16 protein-coding genes are annotated in these 16,416 nt (G+C 52.8%); 13 read left to right on the top strand and 3 right to left on the bottom strand.

Going from position 1 to position 16,416, the window contains the following annotated elements; genetic code table 11:
* The first annotated feature begins 63 nt into the window (after positions 1-63).
* The 7 genes from ubiE to tatD all read left to right on the top strand — a co-directional run bounded on the left by ubiE (position 64) and on the right by tatD (position 5,542).
* The gene (gene ubiE / locus FC814_RS14220) at positions 64-819 is read left to right on the top strand and encodes a bifunctional demethylmenaquinone methyltransferase/2-methoxy-6-polyprenyl-1,4-benzoquinol methylase UbiE (protein ID WP_000227958.1); all 756 of its coding nucleotides are present in this window, start codon (positions 64-66) and stop codon (positions 817-819) included.
* Between the two features lie 13 nt (positions 820-832).
* Positions 833-1,438, top strand: a complete 606-nt coding sequence (gene ubiJ / locus FC814_RS14225) for a ubiquinone biosynthesis protein UbiJ (RefSeq protein ID WP_137326079.1) — start codon at positions 833-835, stop codon at positions 1,436-1,438.
* Entirely contained in the window at positions 1,438-3,078 is a 1,641-nt protein-coding gene (gene ubiB / locus FC814_RS14230; protein WP_137326080.1) for a ubiquinone biosynthesis regulatory protein kinase UbiB, read from the top strand. The genes ubiJ and ubiB overlap by 1 nt, the downstream gene beginning before the upstream one ends.
* 78 nt (positions 3,079-3,156) lie before the next feature.
* On the top strand, positions 3,157-3,426 hold the full coding sequence (tatA, locus tag FC814_RS14235; protein WP_001295260.1) for a Sec-independent protein translocase subunit TatA: 270 nt from the start codon (positions 3,157-3,159) through the stop codon (positions 3,424-3,426).
* A gap of 3 nt (positions 3,427-3,429) precedes the next feature.
* The gene (gene tatB, locus FC814_RS14240) at positions 3,430-3,945 is read left to right on the top strand and encodes a Sec-independent protein translocase protein TatB (protein ID WP_000459594.1); all 516 of its coding nucleotides are present in this window, start codon (positions 3,430-3,432) and stop codon (positions 3,943-3,945) included.
* A 2-nt stretch (positions 3,946-3,947) separates the two neighbouring features.
* The gene (tatC, locus tag FC814_RS14245) at positions 3,948-4,718 is read left to right on the top strand and encodes a Sec-independent protein translocase subunit TatC (protein ID WP_000109945.1); all 771 of its coding nucleotides are present in this window, start codon (positions 3,948-3,950) and stop codon (positions 4,716-4,718) included.
* 41 nt (positions 4,719-4,759) lie between these two features.
* Positions 4,760-5,542 (top strand): 3'-5' ssDNA/RNA exonuclease TatD, encoded by a 783-nt coding sequence (tatD, locus tag FC814_RS14250; protein WP_137326081.1) that lies wholly within the window; start codon positions 4,760-4,762, stop codon positions 5,540-5,542.
* Here tatD and rfaH read toward each other — a convergent pair.
* Positions 5,539-6,027 (bottom strand): transcription/translation regulatory transformer protein RfaH, encoded by a 489-nt coding sequence (gene rfaH, locus FC814_RS14255; RefSeq protein WP_001192393.1) that lies wholly within the window; start codon positions 6,025-6,027, stop codon positions 5,539-5,541. The genes tatD and rfaH overlap by 4 nt on opposite strands.
* A gap of 166 nt (positions 6,028-6,193) precedes the next feature.
* Here rfaH and ubiD point away from each other — a divergent pair, with 166 nt between their 5' ends.
* Both ubiD and fre read left to right on the top strand, forming a co-directional pair.
* Positions 6,194-7,687, top strand: coding sequence for a 4-hydroxy-3-polyprenylbenzoate decarboxylase (ubiD, locus tag FC814_RS14260; RefSeq protein ID WP_000339815.1), 1,494 nt, complete (start codon positions 6,194-6,196; stop codon positions 7,685-7,687).
* Positions 7,688-7,732: 45 nt separating this feature from the next.
* Positions 7,733-8,434, top strand: coding sequence for an NAD(P)H-flavin reductase (fre, locus tag FC814_RS14265; protein WP_000209826.1), 702 nt, complete (start codon positions 7,733-7,735; stop codon positions 8,432-8,434).
* Between the two features lie 183 nt (positions 8,435-8,617).
* On the opposite strand, the gene fadA is transcribed toward fre, so the two are convergent.
* Complete coding sequence (gene fadA, locus FC814_RS14270; RefSeq protein WP_137326082.1) at positions 8,618-9,781, bottom strand: acetyl-CoA C-acyltransferase FadA; 1,164 nt, start codon at positions 9,779-9,781, stop codon at positions 8,618-8,620.
* Positions 9,782-9,790: 9 nt separating this feature from the next.
* On the bottom strand, positions 9,791-11,980 hold the full coding sequence (gene fadB, locus FC814_RS14275) for a fatty acid oxidation complex subunit alpha FadB (protein ID WP_137326083.1): 2,190 nt from the start codon (positions 11,978-11,980) through the stop codon (positions 9,791-9,793).
* A 189-nt stretch (positions 11,981-12,169) separates the two neighbouring features.
* Between fadB and pepQ the strand changes: the two genes are divergently transcribed.
* Genes pepQ through hemG form a run of 4 tightly spaced genes read left to right on the top strand, consistent with a single transcriptional unit; the run spans position 12,170 to position 16,162 of the window.
* Positions 12,170-13,501 (top strand): Xaa-Pro dipeptidase, encoded by a 1,332-nt coding sequence (gene pepQ / locus FC814_RS14280; RefSeq protein ID WP_137326084.1) that lies wholly within the window; start codon positions 12,170-12,172, stop codon positions 13,499-13,501.
* Entirely contained in the window at positions 13,501-14,115 is a 615-nt protein-coding gene (locus tag FC814_RS14285; RefSeq protein ID WP_001353706.1) for an IMPACT family protein, read from the top strand. The genes pepQ and FC814_RS14285 overlap by 1 nt, the downstream gene beginning before the upstream one ends.
* Before the next feature lie 38 nt (positions 14,116-14,153).
* Complete coding sequence (trkH, locus tag FC814_RS14290) at positions 14,154-15,605, top strand: Trk system potassium transporter TrkH (RefSeq protein ID WP_000545681.1); 1,452 nt, start codon at positions 14,154-14,156, stop codon at positions 15,603-15,605.
* An 11-nt stretch (positions 15,606-15,616) separates the two neighbouring features.
* Positions 15,617-16,162: a menaquinone-dependent protoporphyrinogen IX dehydrogenase gene (gene hemG / locus FC814_RS14295; protein WP_000853955.1), complete on the top strand. Its 546-nt coding sequence runs from the start codon at positions 15,617-15,619 to the stop codon at positions 16,160-16,162.
* The last annotated feature ends 254 nt before the right edge of the window (positions 16,163-16,416 follow it).

A 16,416-nucleotide genomic window follows, 5' to 3' on the forward strand; every position in this document is an offset into this window, starting at 1 on the left:
CTAGGGCATCGACGCCCAATCTGTTACACTTCTGGAACAATTTTTTGATGAGCAGGCATTGAGATGGTGGATAAGTCACAAGAAACGACGCACTTTGGTTTTCAGACCGTCGCGAAAGAGCAAAAAGCGGATATGGTCGCCCACGTTTTCCATTCCGTGGCATCGAAATACGATGTCATGAATGATTTGATGTCATTTGGTATTCATCGTTTGTGGAAGCGATTCACGATCGATTGCAGCGGCGTACGCCGTGGGCAAACTGTGCTGGATCTGGCTGGCGGCACCGGCGACCTGACAGCGAAATTCTCCCGCCTGGTCGGTGAAACTGGCAAGGTAGTCCTCGCCGATATCAATGAATCCATGCTCAAAATGGGGCGCGAGAAACTGCGTAATATCGGCGTGATTGGCAACGTTGAGTATGTTCAGGCGAACGCCGAGGCGCTGCCGTTCCCGGATAACACCTTTGATTGCATCACCATTTCGTTTGGTCTGCGTAACGTCACCGATAAAGATAAAGCACTGCGTTCAATGTATCGCGTGCTGAAACCCGGCGGCCGCCTGCTGGTGCTTGAGTTCTCGAAACCGATTATCGAACCATTAAGCAAAGCTTATGACGCTTACTCCTTCCATGTTCTGCCGCGTATTGGCTCGCTGGTCGCGAATGACGCCGACAGCTACCGTTATCTGGCTGAATCCATCCGTATGCATCCCGATCAGGATACTCTGAAAGCCATGATGCAAGATGCCGGATTCGAAAGTGTCGATTATTACAACCTGACGGCTGGCGTTGTGGCGCTGCATCGTGGTTATAAGTTCTGACAGGAGACCGGAAATGCCTTTTAAACCTTTAGTGACGGCAGGAATCGAAAGTCTGCTCAACACCTTCCTGTATCGCTCACCCGCGCTGAAAACCGCCCGGTCGCGTCTGCTGGGCAAAGTGCTGCGCGTGGAGGTAAAAGGCTTTTCGACGTCATTGATTCTGGTGTTCAGCGAACGCCAGGTTGATGTACTGGGCGAATGGGCAGGCGATGCTGACTGCACCGTTATCGCCTACGCCAGTGTGTTGCCGAAACTTCGCGATCGCCAGCAGCTTGCTGCACTGATTCGCAGTGGTGAGCTGGAAGTGCAGGGCGATATTCAGGTGGTGCAAAACTTTGTTGCGCTGGCAGATCTGGCGGAGTTCGACCCTGCTGAACTGCTGGCACCTTATACGGGTGATATCGCCGCCGAAGGCATCAGCAAAGCCCTGCGTGGTGGCGTGAAGTTCCTGCATCACGGTATTAAACGCCAGCAACGCTACGTGGCTGAAGCCATTACTGAAGAGTGGCGTATGGCACCTGGTCCGCTTGAAGTGGCCTGGTTTGCGGAAGAGACATCCGCCGTTGAGCGTGCTGTCGATGCGCTAACCAAACGGCTGGAAAAACTGGAGGCAGTTTAATGACGCCAGGTGAAGTACGGCGCCTGTATTTCATCATTCGCACTTTTTTAAGTTACGGACTTGATGAACTAATCCCTAAAATGCGTATCACTTTGCCGTTGCGGTTATGGCGATACTCGTTATTCTGGATGCCGAATCGGCATAAAGACAAACCATTAGGTGAACGACTGCGACTGGCGCTGCAAGAACTGGGTCCGGTATGGATCAAGTTTGGACAGATGCTATCGACCCGCCGTGACCTTTTTCCGCCGCATATTGCTGACCAACTGGCGCTCTTGCAGGATAAAGTCGCGCCTTTTGACGGCGAACTGGCGAAAGCACAAATTGAAGCGGCTATGGGCGGTCTGCCGGTGGAAGCGTGGTTTGATGATTTTGACATTAAGCCGCTGGCATCGGCTTCCGTTGCACAGGTACATACTGCGCGGCTGAAATCGAATGGCAAAGAGGTGGTGATTAAAGTCATTCGCCCGGATATTTTGCCGGTCATAAAAGCGGATCTGAAACTCATCTATCGTCTGGCGCGTTGGGTGCCGCGTTTACTGCCGGATGGTCGCCGTCTGCGTCCAACCGAAGTGGTACGCGAGTACGAAAAGACGTTGATTGATGAACTGAATTTGCTGCGGGAATCTGCCAACGCCATTCAGCTTCGGCGTAATTTCGAAAATAGCCCAATGCTCTACATCCCGGAGGTTTACCCTGACTATTGCAGTGAAGGGATGATGGTGATGGAGCGCATTTACGGCATTCCGGTGTCTGATGTTGCGGCGCTGGAGAAAAACGGCACCAACATGAAATTGCTGGCAGAACGCGGCGTGCAGGTGTTCTTCACTCAGGTCTTTCGCGACAGCTTTTTCCATGCCGATATGCACCCTGGCAATATCTTCGTAAGCTATGAACACCCGGAAAACCCGAAATATATCGGCATTGATTGCGGGATTGTTGGCTCGCTAAACAAAGAAGATAAACGCTATCTGGCAGAAAACTTTATCGCCTTCTTTAACCGCGATTATCGCAAAGTGGCAGAGCTGCACGTTGATTCTGGCTGGATGCCGCCAGATACCAACGTTGAAGAGTTCGAATTTGCTATTCGTACTGTCTGTGAACCAATCTTTGAGAAACCCCTGGCCGAAATTTCGTTTGGACATGTGCTGTTAAATCTGTTTAATACGGCGCGTCGCTTCAATATGGAAGTACAGCCGCAACTGGTGTTACTCCAGAAAACCTTGCTCTACATCGAAGGGGTAGGACGCCAGCTTTATCCGCAGCTCGATTTATGGAAAACGGCGAAGCCTTTCCTGGAGTCGTGGATTAAAGATCAGGTCGGTATTCCTGCGCTGGTGAGAGCATTTAAAGAAAAAGCGCCGTTCTGGGTCGAAAAAATGCCAGAACTGCCTGAACTGGTTTACGACAGTTTGCGCCAGGGCAAGTATTTACAGCACAGTGTTGATAAGATTGCCCGCGAGCTTCAGTCAAATCATGTACGTCAGGGACAATCGCGTTATTTTCTTGGAATTGGCGCGACGTTAGTATTAAGCGGCACATTCTTGTTGGTCAACCGACCTGAATGGGGGCTGATGCCCGGCTGGTTAATGGCAGGTGGTTTGATCGCCTGGTTTGTCGGTTGGCGCAAAACACGCTGATTTTTTCATCGCTCAAGGCGGGCCGTGTAACGTATAATGCGGCCTTGTTTAATCATCATCTACCACAGAGGAACATGTATGGGTGGTATCAGTATTTGGCAGTTATTGATTATTGCCGTCATCGTTGTACTGCTTTTTGGCACCAAAAAGCTCGGCTCCATCGGTTCCGATCTTGGTGCGTCGATCAAAGGCTTTAAAAAAGCAATGAGCGATGATGAACCAAAGCAGGATAAAACCAGTCAGGATGCTGATTTTACTGCGAAAACTATCGCCGATAAGCAGGCGGATACGAATCAGGAACAGGCTAAAACAGAAGACGCAAAGCGCCACGATAAAGAGCAGGTGTAATCCGTGTTTGATATCGGTTTTAGCGAACTGCTATTGGTGTTCATCATCGGCCTCGTCGTTCTGGGGCCGCAACGACTGCCTGTGGCGGTAAAAACGGTAGCGGGCTGGATTCGCGCGTTGCGTTCACTGGCGACAACGGTGCAGAACGAACTGACTCAGGAGTTAAAACTCCAGGAGTTTCAGGACAGCCTGAAAAAGGTTGAAAAGGCAAGCCTGACCAACCTGACGCCTGAACTGAAAGCGTCAATGGATGAACTACGCCAGGCTGCGGAATCGATGAAGCGTTCCTATGTTGCAAACGATCCTGAAAAGGCGAGCGATGAAGCGCACACCATCCATAACCCGGTGGTGAAAGATAATGAAGCTGCGCATGAAGGCGTAACGCCTGCCGCTGCACAAACGCAGGCCAGTTCGCCGGAACAGAAGCCAGAAACCACGCCAGAGCCGGTGGTAAAACCTGCTGCGGACGCTGAACCAAAAACCGCTGCACCTTCCCCTTCGTCGAGTGATAAACCGTAAACATGTCTGTAGAAGATACTCAACCGCTTATCACGCATCTGATTGAGCTGCGTAAGCGTCTGCTGAACTGCATTATCGCGGTGATCGTGATATTTCTGTGCCTGGTCTATTTCGCCAATGATATCTATCACCTGGTATCCGCGCCGTTGATCAAGCAATTGCCGCAAGGTTCAACGATGATCGCCACCGATGTGGCCTCGCCGTTCTTTACGCCGATCAAGCTGACCTTTATGGTGTCGCTGATTCTGTCAGCGCCAGTGATTCTCTATCAGGTGTGGGCGTTTATCGCCCCGGCGTTGTATAAGCACGAACGTCGCCTGGTGGTGCCCCTGCTGGTTTCCAGCTCTCTGCTGTTTTATATCGGCATGGCGTTCGCTTACTTCGTGGTCTTTCCGCTGGCATTTGGCTTCCTCGCCAATACTGCGCCGGAAGGGGTACAGGTATCCACCGACATCGCCAGCTACTTAAGCTTCGTTATGGCGTTGTTTATGGCGTTTGGTGTTTCGTTTGAAGTGCCGGTTGCCATTGTGCTGCTGTGCTGGATGGGGATCACCTCGCCAGAAGACTTACGCAAAAAACGCCCGTATGTGCTGGTTGGCGCATTCGTCGTCGGGATGCTGCTGACGCCGCCGGATGTCTTCTCGCAAACGCTGTTGGCGATTCCGATGTACTGCCTGTTTGAAATCGGTGTCTTCTTCTCACGCTTTTACGTTGGTAAAGGCCGAAACCGGGAAGAAGAAAACGACGCTGAAAGCGAAAAAACTGAAGAATAAATTCAACCGCCCGTCAGGGCGGTTGTCATATGGAGTGCAGGATGTTTGATATCGGCGTTAATTTGACCAGTTCGCAATTTGCGAAAGACCGTGATGATGTTGTAGAGCGCGCTTTTGGCGCGGGAGTTGATGGGCTACTTATCACCGGCACTAACCTGCGCGAAAGCCAGCAGGCGCAAAAACTGGCGCGTCAGTATCCACGCTGTTGGTCAACGGCGGGCGTGCATCCTCATGACAGCAGCCAGTGGCAAGCTGAGACTGAAGAAGAGATTATTGAGCTGGCCGCGCTGCCAGAAGTGGTGGCAATTGGTGAGTGTGGGCTCGACTTTAACCGCAACTTTTCTACGCCGGAAGAGCAGGAACGTGCTTTTGTTGCCCAGCTACGTATTGCCGCAGAATTAAACATGCCGGTATTTATGCACTGTCGCGATGCCCACGAGCGGTTTATGACATTGCTGGAGCCGTGGCTGGATAAACTTCCTGGTGCGGTTCTTCATTGCTTTACCGGCACACGCGAAGAGATGCAGGCGTGCGTGGCGCGTGGAATTTATATCGGCATTACAGGTTGGGTTTGCGATGAACGACGAGGGCAGGAATTGCGTGATCTGTTGCCACTTATTCCTGCGGAGAAATTGCTGATCGAAACCGATGCGCCGTATTTGCTCCCGCGCGATCTCACGCCAAAGCCATCGTCACGGCGTAACGAGCCTGCGTATCTGCCCCATATTCTGCAACGTATTGCATACTGGCGAGGGGAGGATGCTGCGTGGCTGGCGGCTACCACAGATGCGAATGTCAAAACACTGTTTGGGATTGCGTTCTAGAGTTTGCGGAACTCGGTGTTCTTCACGCTGTGCTTAATTTCTTTATTGATAAGATTAAGCAATAGCATGGAGCGTGCCTCGCCGTCAGGCTCGGTGAAAATGGCCTGAAAACCTTCGAATGCGCCTTCGGTAATAATCACCTTATCACCTGGGTATGGTGTTGCCGGATCGACAATGTTTTCCGGTTTATACACCGACAGCTGATGAATCACTGCCGATGGGACTATCGCTGGCGATGCACCAAAGCGCACGAAGTGGCTGACGCCACGTGTAGCGTTGATGGTAGTGGTATGAATCACTTCTGGATCAAATTCCACAAACAGGTAGTTGGGGAACAACGGCTCACTGACTGCGGTACGTTTGCCACGCACGATTTTTTCCAGGGTGATCATCGGCGCCAGGCAATTAACGGCCTGTCTTTCGAGGTGTTCCTGGGCACGTTGAAGTTGCCCGCGCTTGCAGTACAGTAAATACCAGGATTGCATAATGACTCTTATCCGTTTAATCGGGGCGCAAGAATAGCAAAAGCGATGCGTTAAGTTAATTATATTCCCCGGTTTGCGTTATAGCGCCTGAGTTCACGCTAATTTAACAAATTTACAGCATCGCGAAGATGAACGCCGTATAATGGGCGCAGATTAAGAGGCTACAATGGACGCCATGAAATATAACGATTTACGCGACTTCTTGACGCTGCTTGAACAGCAGGGTGAGCTAAAACGTATCACGCTCCCGGTGGATCCGCATCTGGAAATCACTGAAATTGCTGACCGCACTTTGCGCGCCGGTGGGCCTGCGCTGTTGTTCGAAAACCCTAAAGGGTACTCAATGCCGGTGCTGTGTAACCTGTTCGGTACGCCTAAGCGTGTAGCGATGGGCATGGGGCAGGAAGATGTTTCGGCGCTGCGTGAAGTCGGTAAATTATTGGCGTTTCTGAAAGAGCCGGAGCCGCCAAAAGGTTTCCGCGACCTGTTTGATAAGCTGCCGCAGTTTAAGCAGGTGTTGAACATGCCAACGAAACGGTTACGTGGTGCGCCTTGTCAGCAAAAAATCGTCTCCGGCGAGGATGTCGATCTTAACCGTATTCCCATTATGACCTGCTGGCCGGAAGATGCCGCTCCGCTGATTACCTGGGGGTTGACCGTAACGCGTGGCCCGCACAAAGAGCGGCAGAATCTGGGTATTTATCGTCAACAGTTGATTGGTAAAAATAAACTGATTATGCGCTGGTTGTCGCATCGCGGCGGTGCGCTGGATTTCCAGGAGTGGTGTGCGGCGCATCCGGGTGAACGTTTCCCGGTTTCTGTGGCGCTGGGTGCTGATCCCGCTACTATTCTCGGTGCAGTCACCCCCGTTCCGGATACACTTTCAGAGTATGCGTTTGCCGGATTGCTGCGCGGCACCAAGACCGAAGTGGTGAAGTGTATCTCCAATGACCTTGAAGTGCCCGCCAGTGCGGAAATTGTGCTGGAAGGGTATATCGAACAAGGCGAAACGGCGCCAGAAGGGCCGTATGGCGACCACACCGGTTACTATAACGAAGTCGATAGTTTCCCGGTATTTACTGTGACGCATATTACTCAGCGTGAAGATGCGATTTACCACTCCACCTATACTGGTCGTCCGCCGGATGAACCTGCGGTACTGGGCGTGGCGTTGAACGAAGTGTTCGTGCCAATTCTGCAAAAACAATTCCCGGAAATTGTCGATTTCTACCTTCCGCCGGAAGGTTGCTCTTATCGTCTGGCGGTCGTGACGATCAAAAAGCAATACGCCGGGCACGCGAAGCGCGTCATGATGGGCGTCTGGTCGTTTTTACGCCAGTTTATGTACACCAAATTTGTGATCGTTTGCGATGATGATGTCAACGCACGCGACTGGAACGATGTGATTTGGGCGATTACTACCCGTATGGACCCAGCGCGGGATACGGTGCTGGTTGAAAACACGCCCATTGATTATCTGGATTTTGCCTCGCCTGTTTCCGGGCTGGGTTCAAAAATGGGGCTGGATGCCACGAATAAATGGCCAGGGGAAACCCAGCGCGAGTGGGGGCGTCCTATCAAAAAAGATCCGGACGTTGTCGCGCGTATTGACGCAATCTGGGATGAGCTGGCTATTTTTAACAACGGTAAAAGCGCCTGAGGCGCGTTTGTATTGCCCTATTTATCGATCCGACAGAGAAAGCGCATGACAACCTTAAGCTGTAAAGTGACCTCGGTAGAAGCTATCACGGATACTGTATATCGTGTCCGAATCGTGCCAGACGCGGCCTTTTCTTTTCGTGCTGGTCAGTATTTGATGGTAGTGATGGACGAGCGCGATAAACGCCCGTTCTCAATGGCCTCGACGCCGGATGAAAAAGGTTTCATTGAGCTGCATATTGGCGCTTCTGAAATCAACCTTTACGCGAAAGCAGTCATGGATCGCATTCTTAAAGATCATCAAATCGTGGTCGATATTCCGCACGGTGAGGCATGGCTGCGCGATGATGAAGAACGACCAATGATTCTGATTGCGGGCGGCACCGGTTTCTCTTATGCGCGCTCGATTTTGCTGACGGCGCTGGCGCGTAATCCCAATCGTGATATCACCATTTACTGGGGCGGGCGTGAAGAGCAGCATCTTTATGATCTCTGCGAGCTTGAGGCGCTTTCGCTTAAGCATCCAGGTTTGCAAGTGGTGCCGGTGGTTGAACAACCGGAAGCGGGCTGGCGTGGGCGTACTGGCACAGTGTTAACGGCGGTATTGCAGGATCACGGTACGCTGGCAGAGCATGATATCTACATTGCCGGACGTTTTGAGATGGCGAAAATAGCCCGTGACCTGTTTTGCAGTGAGCGTAATGCGCGGGAAGATCGCCTGTTTGGCGATGCGTTTGCGTTTATCTAAGCCATAAAAAACCCGCCCCTGACAGGCGGGAAGAACGGCAACTAAAACTTTATCAGTGGCATTTAGATCTATGTCGCATCCGGCAAACAGTGCCTGATGCGACGCTGTCGCGTCTTATCAGGCCTACAATTGGTGCCGGATCGGTAGACCGGATAAGGCGTTCACGCCGCATCCGGCAAGTGGTTAAACCCGCTCAAACACCGTCGCAATACCCTGACCCAAACCGATACACATCGTCGCCAGACCAAACTGAACGTCTTTGTGTTCCATCAGATTCAGCAGCGTGGTACTGATACGCGCACCGGAACAACCCAGCGGATGACCCAGCGCGATCGCGCCACCGTTGAGGTTGATCTTCTCGTCAATTTGCTCCATCAGTCCCAGATCTTTAATACACGGCAGGATCTGCGCGGCAAAGGCTTCGTTCATTTCAAACACGCCGATGTCGCTGGCAGAAAGCCCCGCTTTTTTCAACGCCAGCTTAGAGGCCGGAACCGGGCCGTAACCCATAATCGACGGATCACAACCAAAAACCGCCATCGAACGCACACGGGCGCGCGGCTTAAGACCTAATTCACGGGCGCGGCTTTCACTCATTACCAGCATGGCAGCTGCGCCATCGGAGAGCGCAGAAGATGTACCCGCCGTTACCGTACCGCTGACTGGATCAAACGCCGGACGCAGCGTGGCGAGGGCTTCCACGGTAGTTTCCGGTCGAATCACTTCGTCATAATTAAACTGCTTCAGGACGCCGTCGGCATCGTGACCACCGGTCGGGATGATTTCATTTTTAAATGCCCCCGACTGCGTGGCGGCCCAGGCGCGAGCGTGTGATCGCGCGGCAAAGGCATCCTGCATTTCACGGCTGATACCGTGCATACGCGCCAGCATTTCTGCCGTTAAGCCCATCATGCCCGCCGCTTTGGCGACATTGCGGCTCAGGCCGGGGTGAAAATCAACGCCGTGACTCATCGGCACATGGCCCATATGCTCCACGCCGCCAACCAGACATGCCTGCGCATCGCCGGTCATGATCATTCGTGCTGCGTCATGCAGTGCCTGCATGGATGAACCACACAAGCGATTGACGGTAACTGCCGGGACAGAGTGCGGCACTTCTGCCAACAGCGCCGCGTTACGGGCGATATTAAAACCCTGCTCCAGCGTTTGCTGCACACAGCCCCAGTAAATATCATCGAGAGCAGCCGCTTCCAGCGCCGGATTACGCGCCAGCAGGCTACGCATTAAATGAGCGGAGAGATCTTCCGCACGCACGTTACGAAAAGCACCGCCCTTCGAACGGCCCATCGGGGTGCGAATTGCATCGACAATGACAACCTGTTCCATTGTGACTCCTTAAGCCGTTTTCAGGTCGCCAACCGGACGGGCTGGCTCAACCGGGGGATAGTACGGTTCGTTATGACGTGCTTTATTACGCAGACCTTCCGGCACTTCATACAGCGGGCCGAGGTGCTGATATTGCTGTGCCATATCGAGGTATTTCGCGCTGCCGAGGGTGTCCAGCCAGCGGAACGCGCCGCCGTGGAACGGAGGGAAGCCCAGGCCGTAGACCAGCGCCATATCCGCTTCTGCCGGAGTGGCGATAATGCCCTCTTCCAGACAGCGCACCACTTCGTTGACCATCGGGATCATCATGCGGGCGATAATCTCTTCCTCACTGAAATCGCGCTTCGGCTGGCTGATTTCTGCCAGCAGGTCGTCAACGGCGGCGTCTTCTTCTTTCTTCGGCTTACCTTTGCTGTCTTCTTTATAACGCCAGAAACCGAGGCCGTTCTTCTGACCAAAGCGGTTGGCATCAAACAGCGCGTCGATGGCATCGCGATAATCTTTCTGCATCCGCTGCGGGAAGCCTGCTGCCATCACGGCCTGAGCGTGGTGCGCGGTATCAACCCCCACGACATCCAGCAGGTATGCCGGACCCATTGGCCAGCCGAACTGTTTTTCCATCACTTTGTCGATTTTGCGGAAGTCCGCGCCGTCGCGTAGCAACTGGCTGAATCCGGCGAAGTAGGGGAACAGTACGCGGTTAACGAAGAAGCCGGGGCAGTCGTTCACCACAATCGGCGTCTTGCCCATCTTGCTCGCCCAGGCGACGACTTTCGCGATGGTTTCGTCGGAGCTTTTCTCACCACGAATAATTTCCACCAACGGCATCCGGTGCACCGGGTTAAAGAAGTGCATCCCGCAGAAGTTTTCCGGGCGTTCCAGCGCATTGGCCAGTTCGCTGATAGGAATGGTTGAAGTATTAGAAGCCAGCACGGTATCCGGGCGAACTTTCTGCTCGGTTTCTGCCAGCACGGCTTTTTTCACTTTTGGGTTTTCAACAACCGCTTCTACCACAACATCCACACGGTCAAACCCGGCGTAGTCGAGCGTTGGGTGAATTGTGGAGATCACGCCAGCCAGTTTCAGACCATCGATCTTGCCGCGCTCAAGCTGCTTGTTCAGCAGTTTCGCGGCTTCGGTCATGCCGAGGGTTAACGACTTGTCGTTGATATCTTTCATGACAACCGGCACGCCCTTCCACGCGGACTGGTAAGCGATACCGCCGCCCATAATGCCTGCGCCCAGCACGGCGGCCTGTTTCGGGGTTTCAACGTCTTTGGTGAGTTTCTTCGCTTTGCCTTTTACATATTGATCGTTAAGGAAAATGCCGACCAGTGCGCGAGCTTCGTTGGTGTGCGCCAGCGGGACAAAACTTTTGTTTTCCAGGTTTAAGGCTTCTTCACGGCCAAAACGGGCAGCCGCTTCAATAGTTTTTACTGCGGTGATGGGGGCTGGATAATGTTTCCCCGCCGTTTGCGCGACCATCCCTTTAGCGATGGTGAAGCTCATGGTGGCTTCAATCTTGCTCAGTTTTAGCGGTTCCAGCTTCGGTTGACGTTTCGCTTTCCAGTCGAGGTCGCCGTTAATGGCCTGGCGTAAAATCGCCATTGCGCCTTCAAGTAGTTTTTCTGCTTTGACTACGCCATCCACCAGACCGATTTTCAGCGCCTGATCCGCGCCGACATCTTTACCGGCGGCAATGATTTCCAGCGCACTGTCAGCGCCCAGCATACGTGGCATACGCACGGAGCCGCCAAAGCCCGGCATGATGCCCAGTTTGGTTTCCGGCAGACCGATACGCAGATCCGGCGTCGCCAGACGATAATCGGTCGCCAGCACGCATTCGCAGCCACCGCCCAGCGCATAGCCGTTGACGGCAGCAATGGTCGGCACCGGCAGATCTTCCAGTCGATTAAACACGCTATTGGCAAAGTGCAGCCACTGGCTTAACTGTTCTTCGGGAACGAGGAACAGGGACAAAAATTCGGTGATATCAGCACCGACGATAAAGGCTGCTTTGTTCGAACGCAGCAGCAGCCCTTTTAAATCTGATTGCTGTTCCAGCACACCGATGGCCTCGCCAAGGCTGGCGACGGTCGCAGTGTCGAGTTTATTAACTGAGCCTGGGGCATCAAATACCAGTTCGGCAATGCCATCTTCCAGCCAGTCAAGGTACAGGGTGTCGCCTTTGTAAAGCATGTCAGTCTCCTGAATCCGCAAGGTGATCTGGTCGTACCAGATGAAACGAAGTGTGTATTTTGTGTTAAAAATATGCAAACAAAAGATTAAAGAAATGCCGATTCGATCACGCTCGGCAGAAATCACGCTCTGTATTAACGTTGTGCTAAGATGCGGAGACTTAAGGTCAAAAAAACAGAAGGGTAAAAAATGGAATCACTGGCCTCGCTCTATAAAAATCATATGGCTACCTTACAGGAACGGACTCGCGATGCGCTGGCGCGTTTCAAGCTGGATGCATTACTTATTCACTCCGGCGAGCTATTCAACGTTTTTCTCGACGATCATCCCTATCCGTTTAAAGTGAACCCGCAATTCAAAGCGTGGGTGCCGGTAACTCAGGTGCCAAACTGCTGGCTGCTGGTGGATGGCGTGAACAAGCCGAAACTGTGGTTTTATCTGCCGGTTGATTACTGGCACAACGTCGAACCGCTGCCGACCTCTTTCTGGACTGAGGATGTGGAAGTGATCGCGCTGCCGAAAGCCGATGGCATTGGTAGCCTGCTGCCCGCTGCGCGCGGCAATATCGGTTATATCGGCCCTGTGCCGGAACGTGCGCTGCAACTGGGCATTGAGGCCAGTAACATTAACCCGAAAGGGGTTATCGACTACCTGCATTATTACCGCTCCTTTAAAACCGAGTACGAACTGGCCTGTATGCGTGAAGCGCAGAAAATGGCAGTCAACGGTCATCACGCGGCAGAAGAAGCCTTCCGTTCTGGCATGAGCGAGTTCGATATCAATATTGCCTATCTGACCGCGACCGGTCATCGTGATACCGACGTACCTTACAGCAACATTGTGGCGCTTAACGAACACGCAGCGGTGCTGCATTACACCAAACTGGATCATCAGGCGCCGGAAGAGATGCGCAGCTTCCTGCTGGATGCCGGGGCAGAATATAACGGCTATGCGGCTGACCTGACCCGTACCTGGTCGGCAAAAAGCGACAACGACTATGCACAGCTGGTGAAAGACGTTAATGATGAACAACTGGCACTGATCGCCACCATGAAAGCGGGCGTCAGCTATGTGGATTACCACATCCAGTTCCATCAACGCATCGCCAAACTGCTGCGTAAACATCAAATCATCACCGATATGAGTGAAGAAGCGATGGTCGAAAACGATCTCACCGGACCGTTTATGCCGCACGGTATTGGCCATCCGCTTGGTCTGCAGGTGCATGATGTAGCCGGTTTTATGCAGGATGATAGCGGTACGCACCTCGCGGCACCGGCAAAATATCCGTACCTGCGCTGCACCCGTATTCTCCAGCCAGGCATGGTTTTAACCATCGAACCGGGTATCTACTTCATCGAATCGTTGCTGGCGCCGTGGCGTGAAGGGCAGTTCAGCAAACATTTCAACTGGCAGAAAATTGAAGCACTGAAACCGTTCGGCGGCATTCGTATCGAAGACAACGTGGTGATCCACGAAAACAACGTGGAAAACATGACCCGGGATCTGAAACTGGCGTGATGGAAAGCTGGTTAATCCCTGCGGCACCGGTCACGGTTGTTGAAGAGATCAAAAAGAGCCGCTTCATTACGCTGTTGGCACATACCGATGGCGTCGAGGCGGCGAAAGCGTTTGTTGAATCGGTAAGGGCAGAGCACCCCGATGCCCGCCACCATTGCGTGGCGTGGGTAGCTGGCGCACCGGATGATTCTCAACAACTGGGTTTCTCTGATGATGGAGAACCGGCAGGAACGGCAGGTAAACCGATGCTCGCCCAACTAATGGGCAGCGGCGTCGGGGAAATTACCGCTGTGGTGGTGCGCTACTACGGCGGCATCTTGCTGGGCACTGGTGGGTTAGTGAAAGCGTATGGCGGTGGCGTGAATCAGGCGCTGCGCCAGCTAACGACCCAACGCAAGACGCCATTAACCGAATATACTTTGCAATGTGAATATAGTCAGTTAACCGGCATTGAAGCGTTGCTGGGGCAGTGTGGCGGCAAAATTATCAACAGTGACTATCAGGCATTCGTTCTGCTGCGGGTGGCGCTTCCGGCGGCGAAAGTGGCTGAATTTTCCGCAAAGCTGGCGGATTTTAGCCGTGGTTCATTGCAATTGTTAGCGATTGAAGAATAATCCCCACTTCATTTTGCAGAACTAAGGAAGCGGCAGAGATGCATTTTCGCGCCATTACCCGAATCGTTGGACTACTGGTCATCTTATTTTCAGGGACGATGATTATCCCTGGGCTGGTAGCACTCATCTACCGGGATGGGGCGGGCCGCGCTTTTACCCAGACCTTTTTTGTCGCCCTCGCCATTGGCTCTATGCTGTGGTGGCCGAACCGTAAAGAGAAGGGCGAACTGAAATCCCGTGAAGGGTTTCTGATTGTGGTGCTGTTCTGGACGGTGCTGGGTAGCGTCGGTGCGCTCCCTTTTATCTTCTCGGAAAGCCCGAACCTTACGATTACCGATGCGTTTTTTGAATCTTTCTCCGGCCTGACCACCACCGGGGCCACTACGCTGGTGGGGCTGGATTCACTCCCTCACGCTATCCTCTTTTATCGCCAGATGCTGCAATGGTTTGGCGGGATGGGGATCATCGTGCTGGCAGTAGCGATACTGCCTATCCTCGGCGTTGGTGGGATGCAGCTCTATCGCGCGGAAATGCCCGGCCCGCTGAAAGATAACAAAATGCGCCCGCGTATTGCGGAAACGGCGAAAACCTTGTGGCTGATTTATGTCTTGCTGACCGTCGCCTGTGCGCTGGCGCTGTGGTTTGCCGGAATGAATGCCTTTGATGCCATCGGCCATAGCTTTGCGACTATCGCCATCGGCGGCTTCTCGACACATGATGCCAGCGTCGGTTATTTCGACAGCCCGACGATTAACACCATCATTGCTATCTTCCTGCTAATCTCCGGCTGTAACTACGGTCTGCACTTTTCGCTGTTAAGTGGGCGCAGTCTGAAGGTTTATTGGCGCGATCCGGAATTTCGCATGTTTATCGGCGTACAGTTTACGCTGGTGGTTATTTGTACACTCGTTCTGTGGTTTCATAATGTCTACAGTTCGGCGCTGATGACGATTAACCAGGCATTTTTCCAGGTGGTGTCGATGGCGACGACTGCCGGATTTACGACAGACAGCATTGCCCGTTGGCCGCTCTTCTTGCCAGTACTGCTGTTATGCTCTGCTTTTATCGGTGGTTGCGCCGGGTCAACGGGCGGTGGCCTGAAAGTGATCCGCATCCTGCTGCTGTTCAAGCAGGGGAACCGTGAGCTGAAACGACTGGTGCATCCGAACGCCGTCTACAGCATTAAGCTGGGGAATCGCGCACTGCCGGAACGTATCCTCGAAGCCGTTTGGGGATTTTTCTCCGCCTATGCATTGGTGTTTATTGTCAGTATGCTGGCGATTATCGCCACGGGCGTGGATGACTTTTCTGCCTTTGCCTCGGTTGTTGCGACATTGAATAACCTGGGGCCAGGGCTTGGCGTGGTTGCTGATAACTTTACCAGTATGAACCCGGTGGCTAAATGGATCCTGATAGCCAACATGCTGTTTGGTCGTCTGGAGGTCTTTACATTGCTGGTGCTCTTTACCCCGACTTTCTGGCGTGAATGATGGAGTAATACGTGAAAACATTAATTCTTTTCTCAACAAGGGACGGACAAACGCGCGAGATTGCCTCCTACCTGGCTTCGGAATTGAAAGAACTGGGGATCCAGGCGGATGTCGCTAATGTGCACCGCATTGAAGAGCCACAGTGGGAAAACTACGATCGCGTGGTTATTGGCGCTTCTATTCGCTACGGTCACTACCATTCTGCGTTCCAGGAATTTGTCAAAAAACATGCGACGCAGCTGAACTCGATGCCGAGCGCCTTTTACTCCGTGAATCTGGTGGCGCGCAAACCGGAGAAGCGTACTGTGCAGACCAATAGCTACGCGCGGAAGTTTCTGATGAACTCGCAATGGCGTCCCGATCGCTGTGCAGTCATTGCCGGGGCGCTGCGTTATCCACGCTATCGTTGGTACGACCGCTTTATGATCAAGCTGATTATGAAGATGTCAGGCGGAGAAACGGATACGCGCAAAGAAGTTGTCTACACCGATTGGGAGCAAGTGGCGAATTTCGCCCGAGAAATCGCCCATTTAACCGACAAACCGACGCTGAAATAAGCATAAAGAATAAAAAACGCGCATTCGGAAAATTATTTTAAATTTCCTCTTGTCAGCTCAGAATAACTCCCTATAATGCGCCACCACTGACACGGAACAACGGCAAACACGCCGCCGGGTCAGCGGGGTTCTCCTGAGGATCTCAACAGAGAAAAGCAAAAAATGCTTGACTCTGTGGCGGGAAAGCGTATTATGCACACCCCGCGCCGCTGAGAAAAAGCGAAGCGGCACTGCTCTTTAACAATTTATCAGAC

Source organism: Escherichia sp. MR, from assembly GCF_005280595.1.
In the GTDB taxonomy this organism is placed as follows: Bacteria; Pseudomonadota; Gammaproteobacteria; order Enterobacterales; family Enterobacteriaceae; genus Escherichia; species Escherichia ruysiae.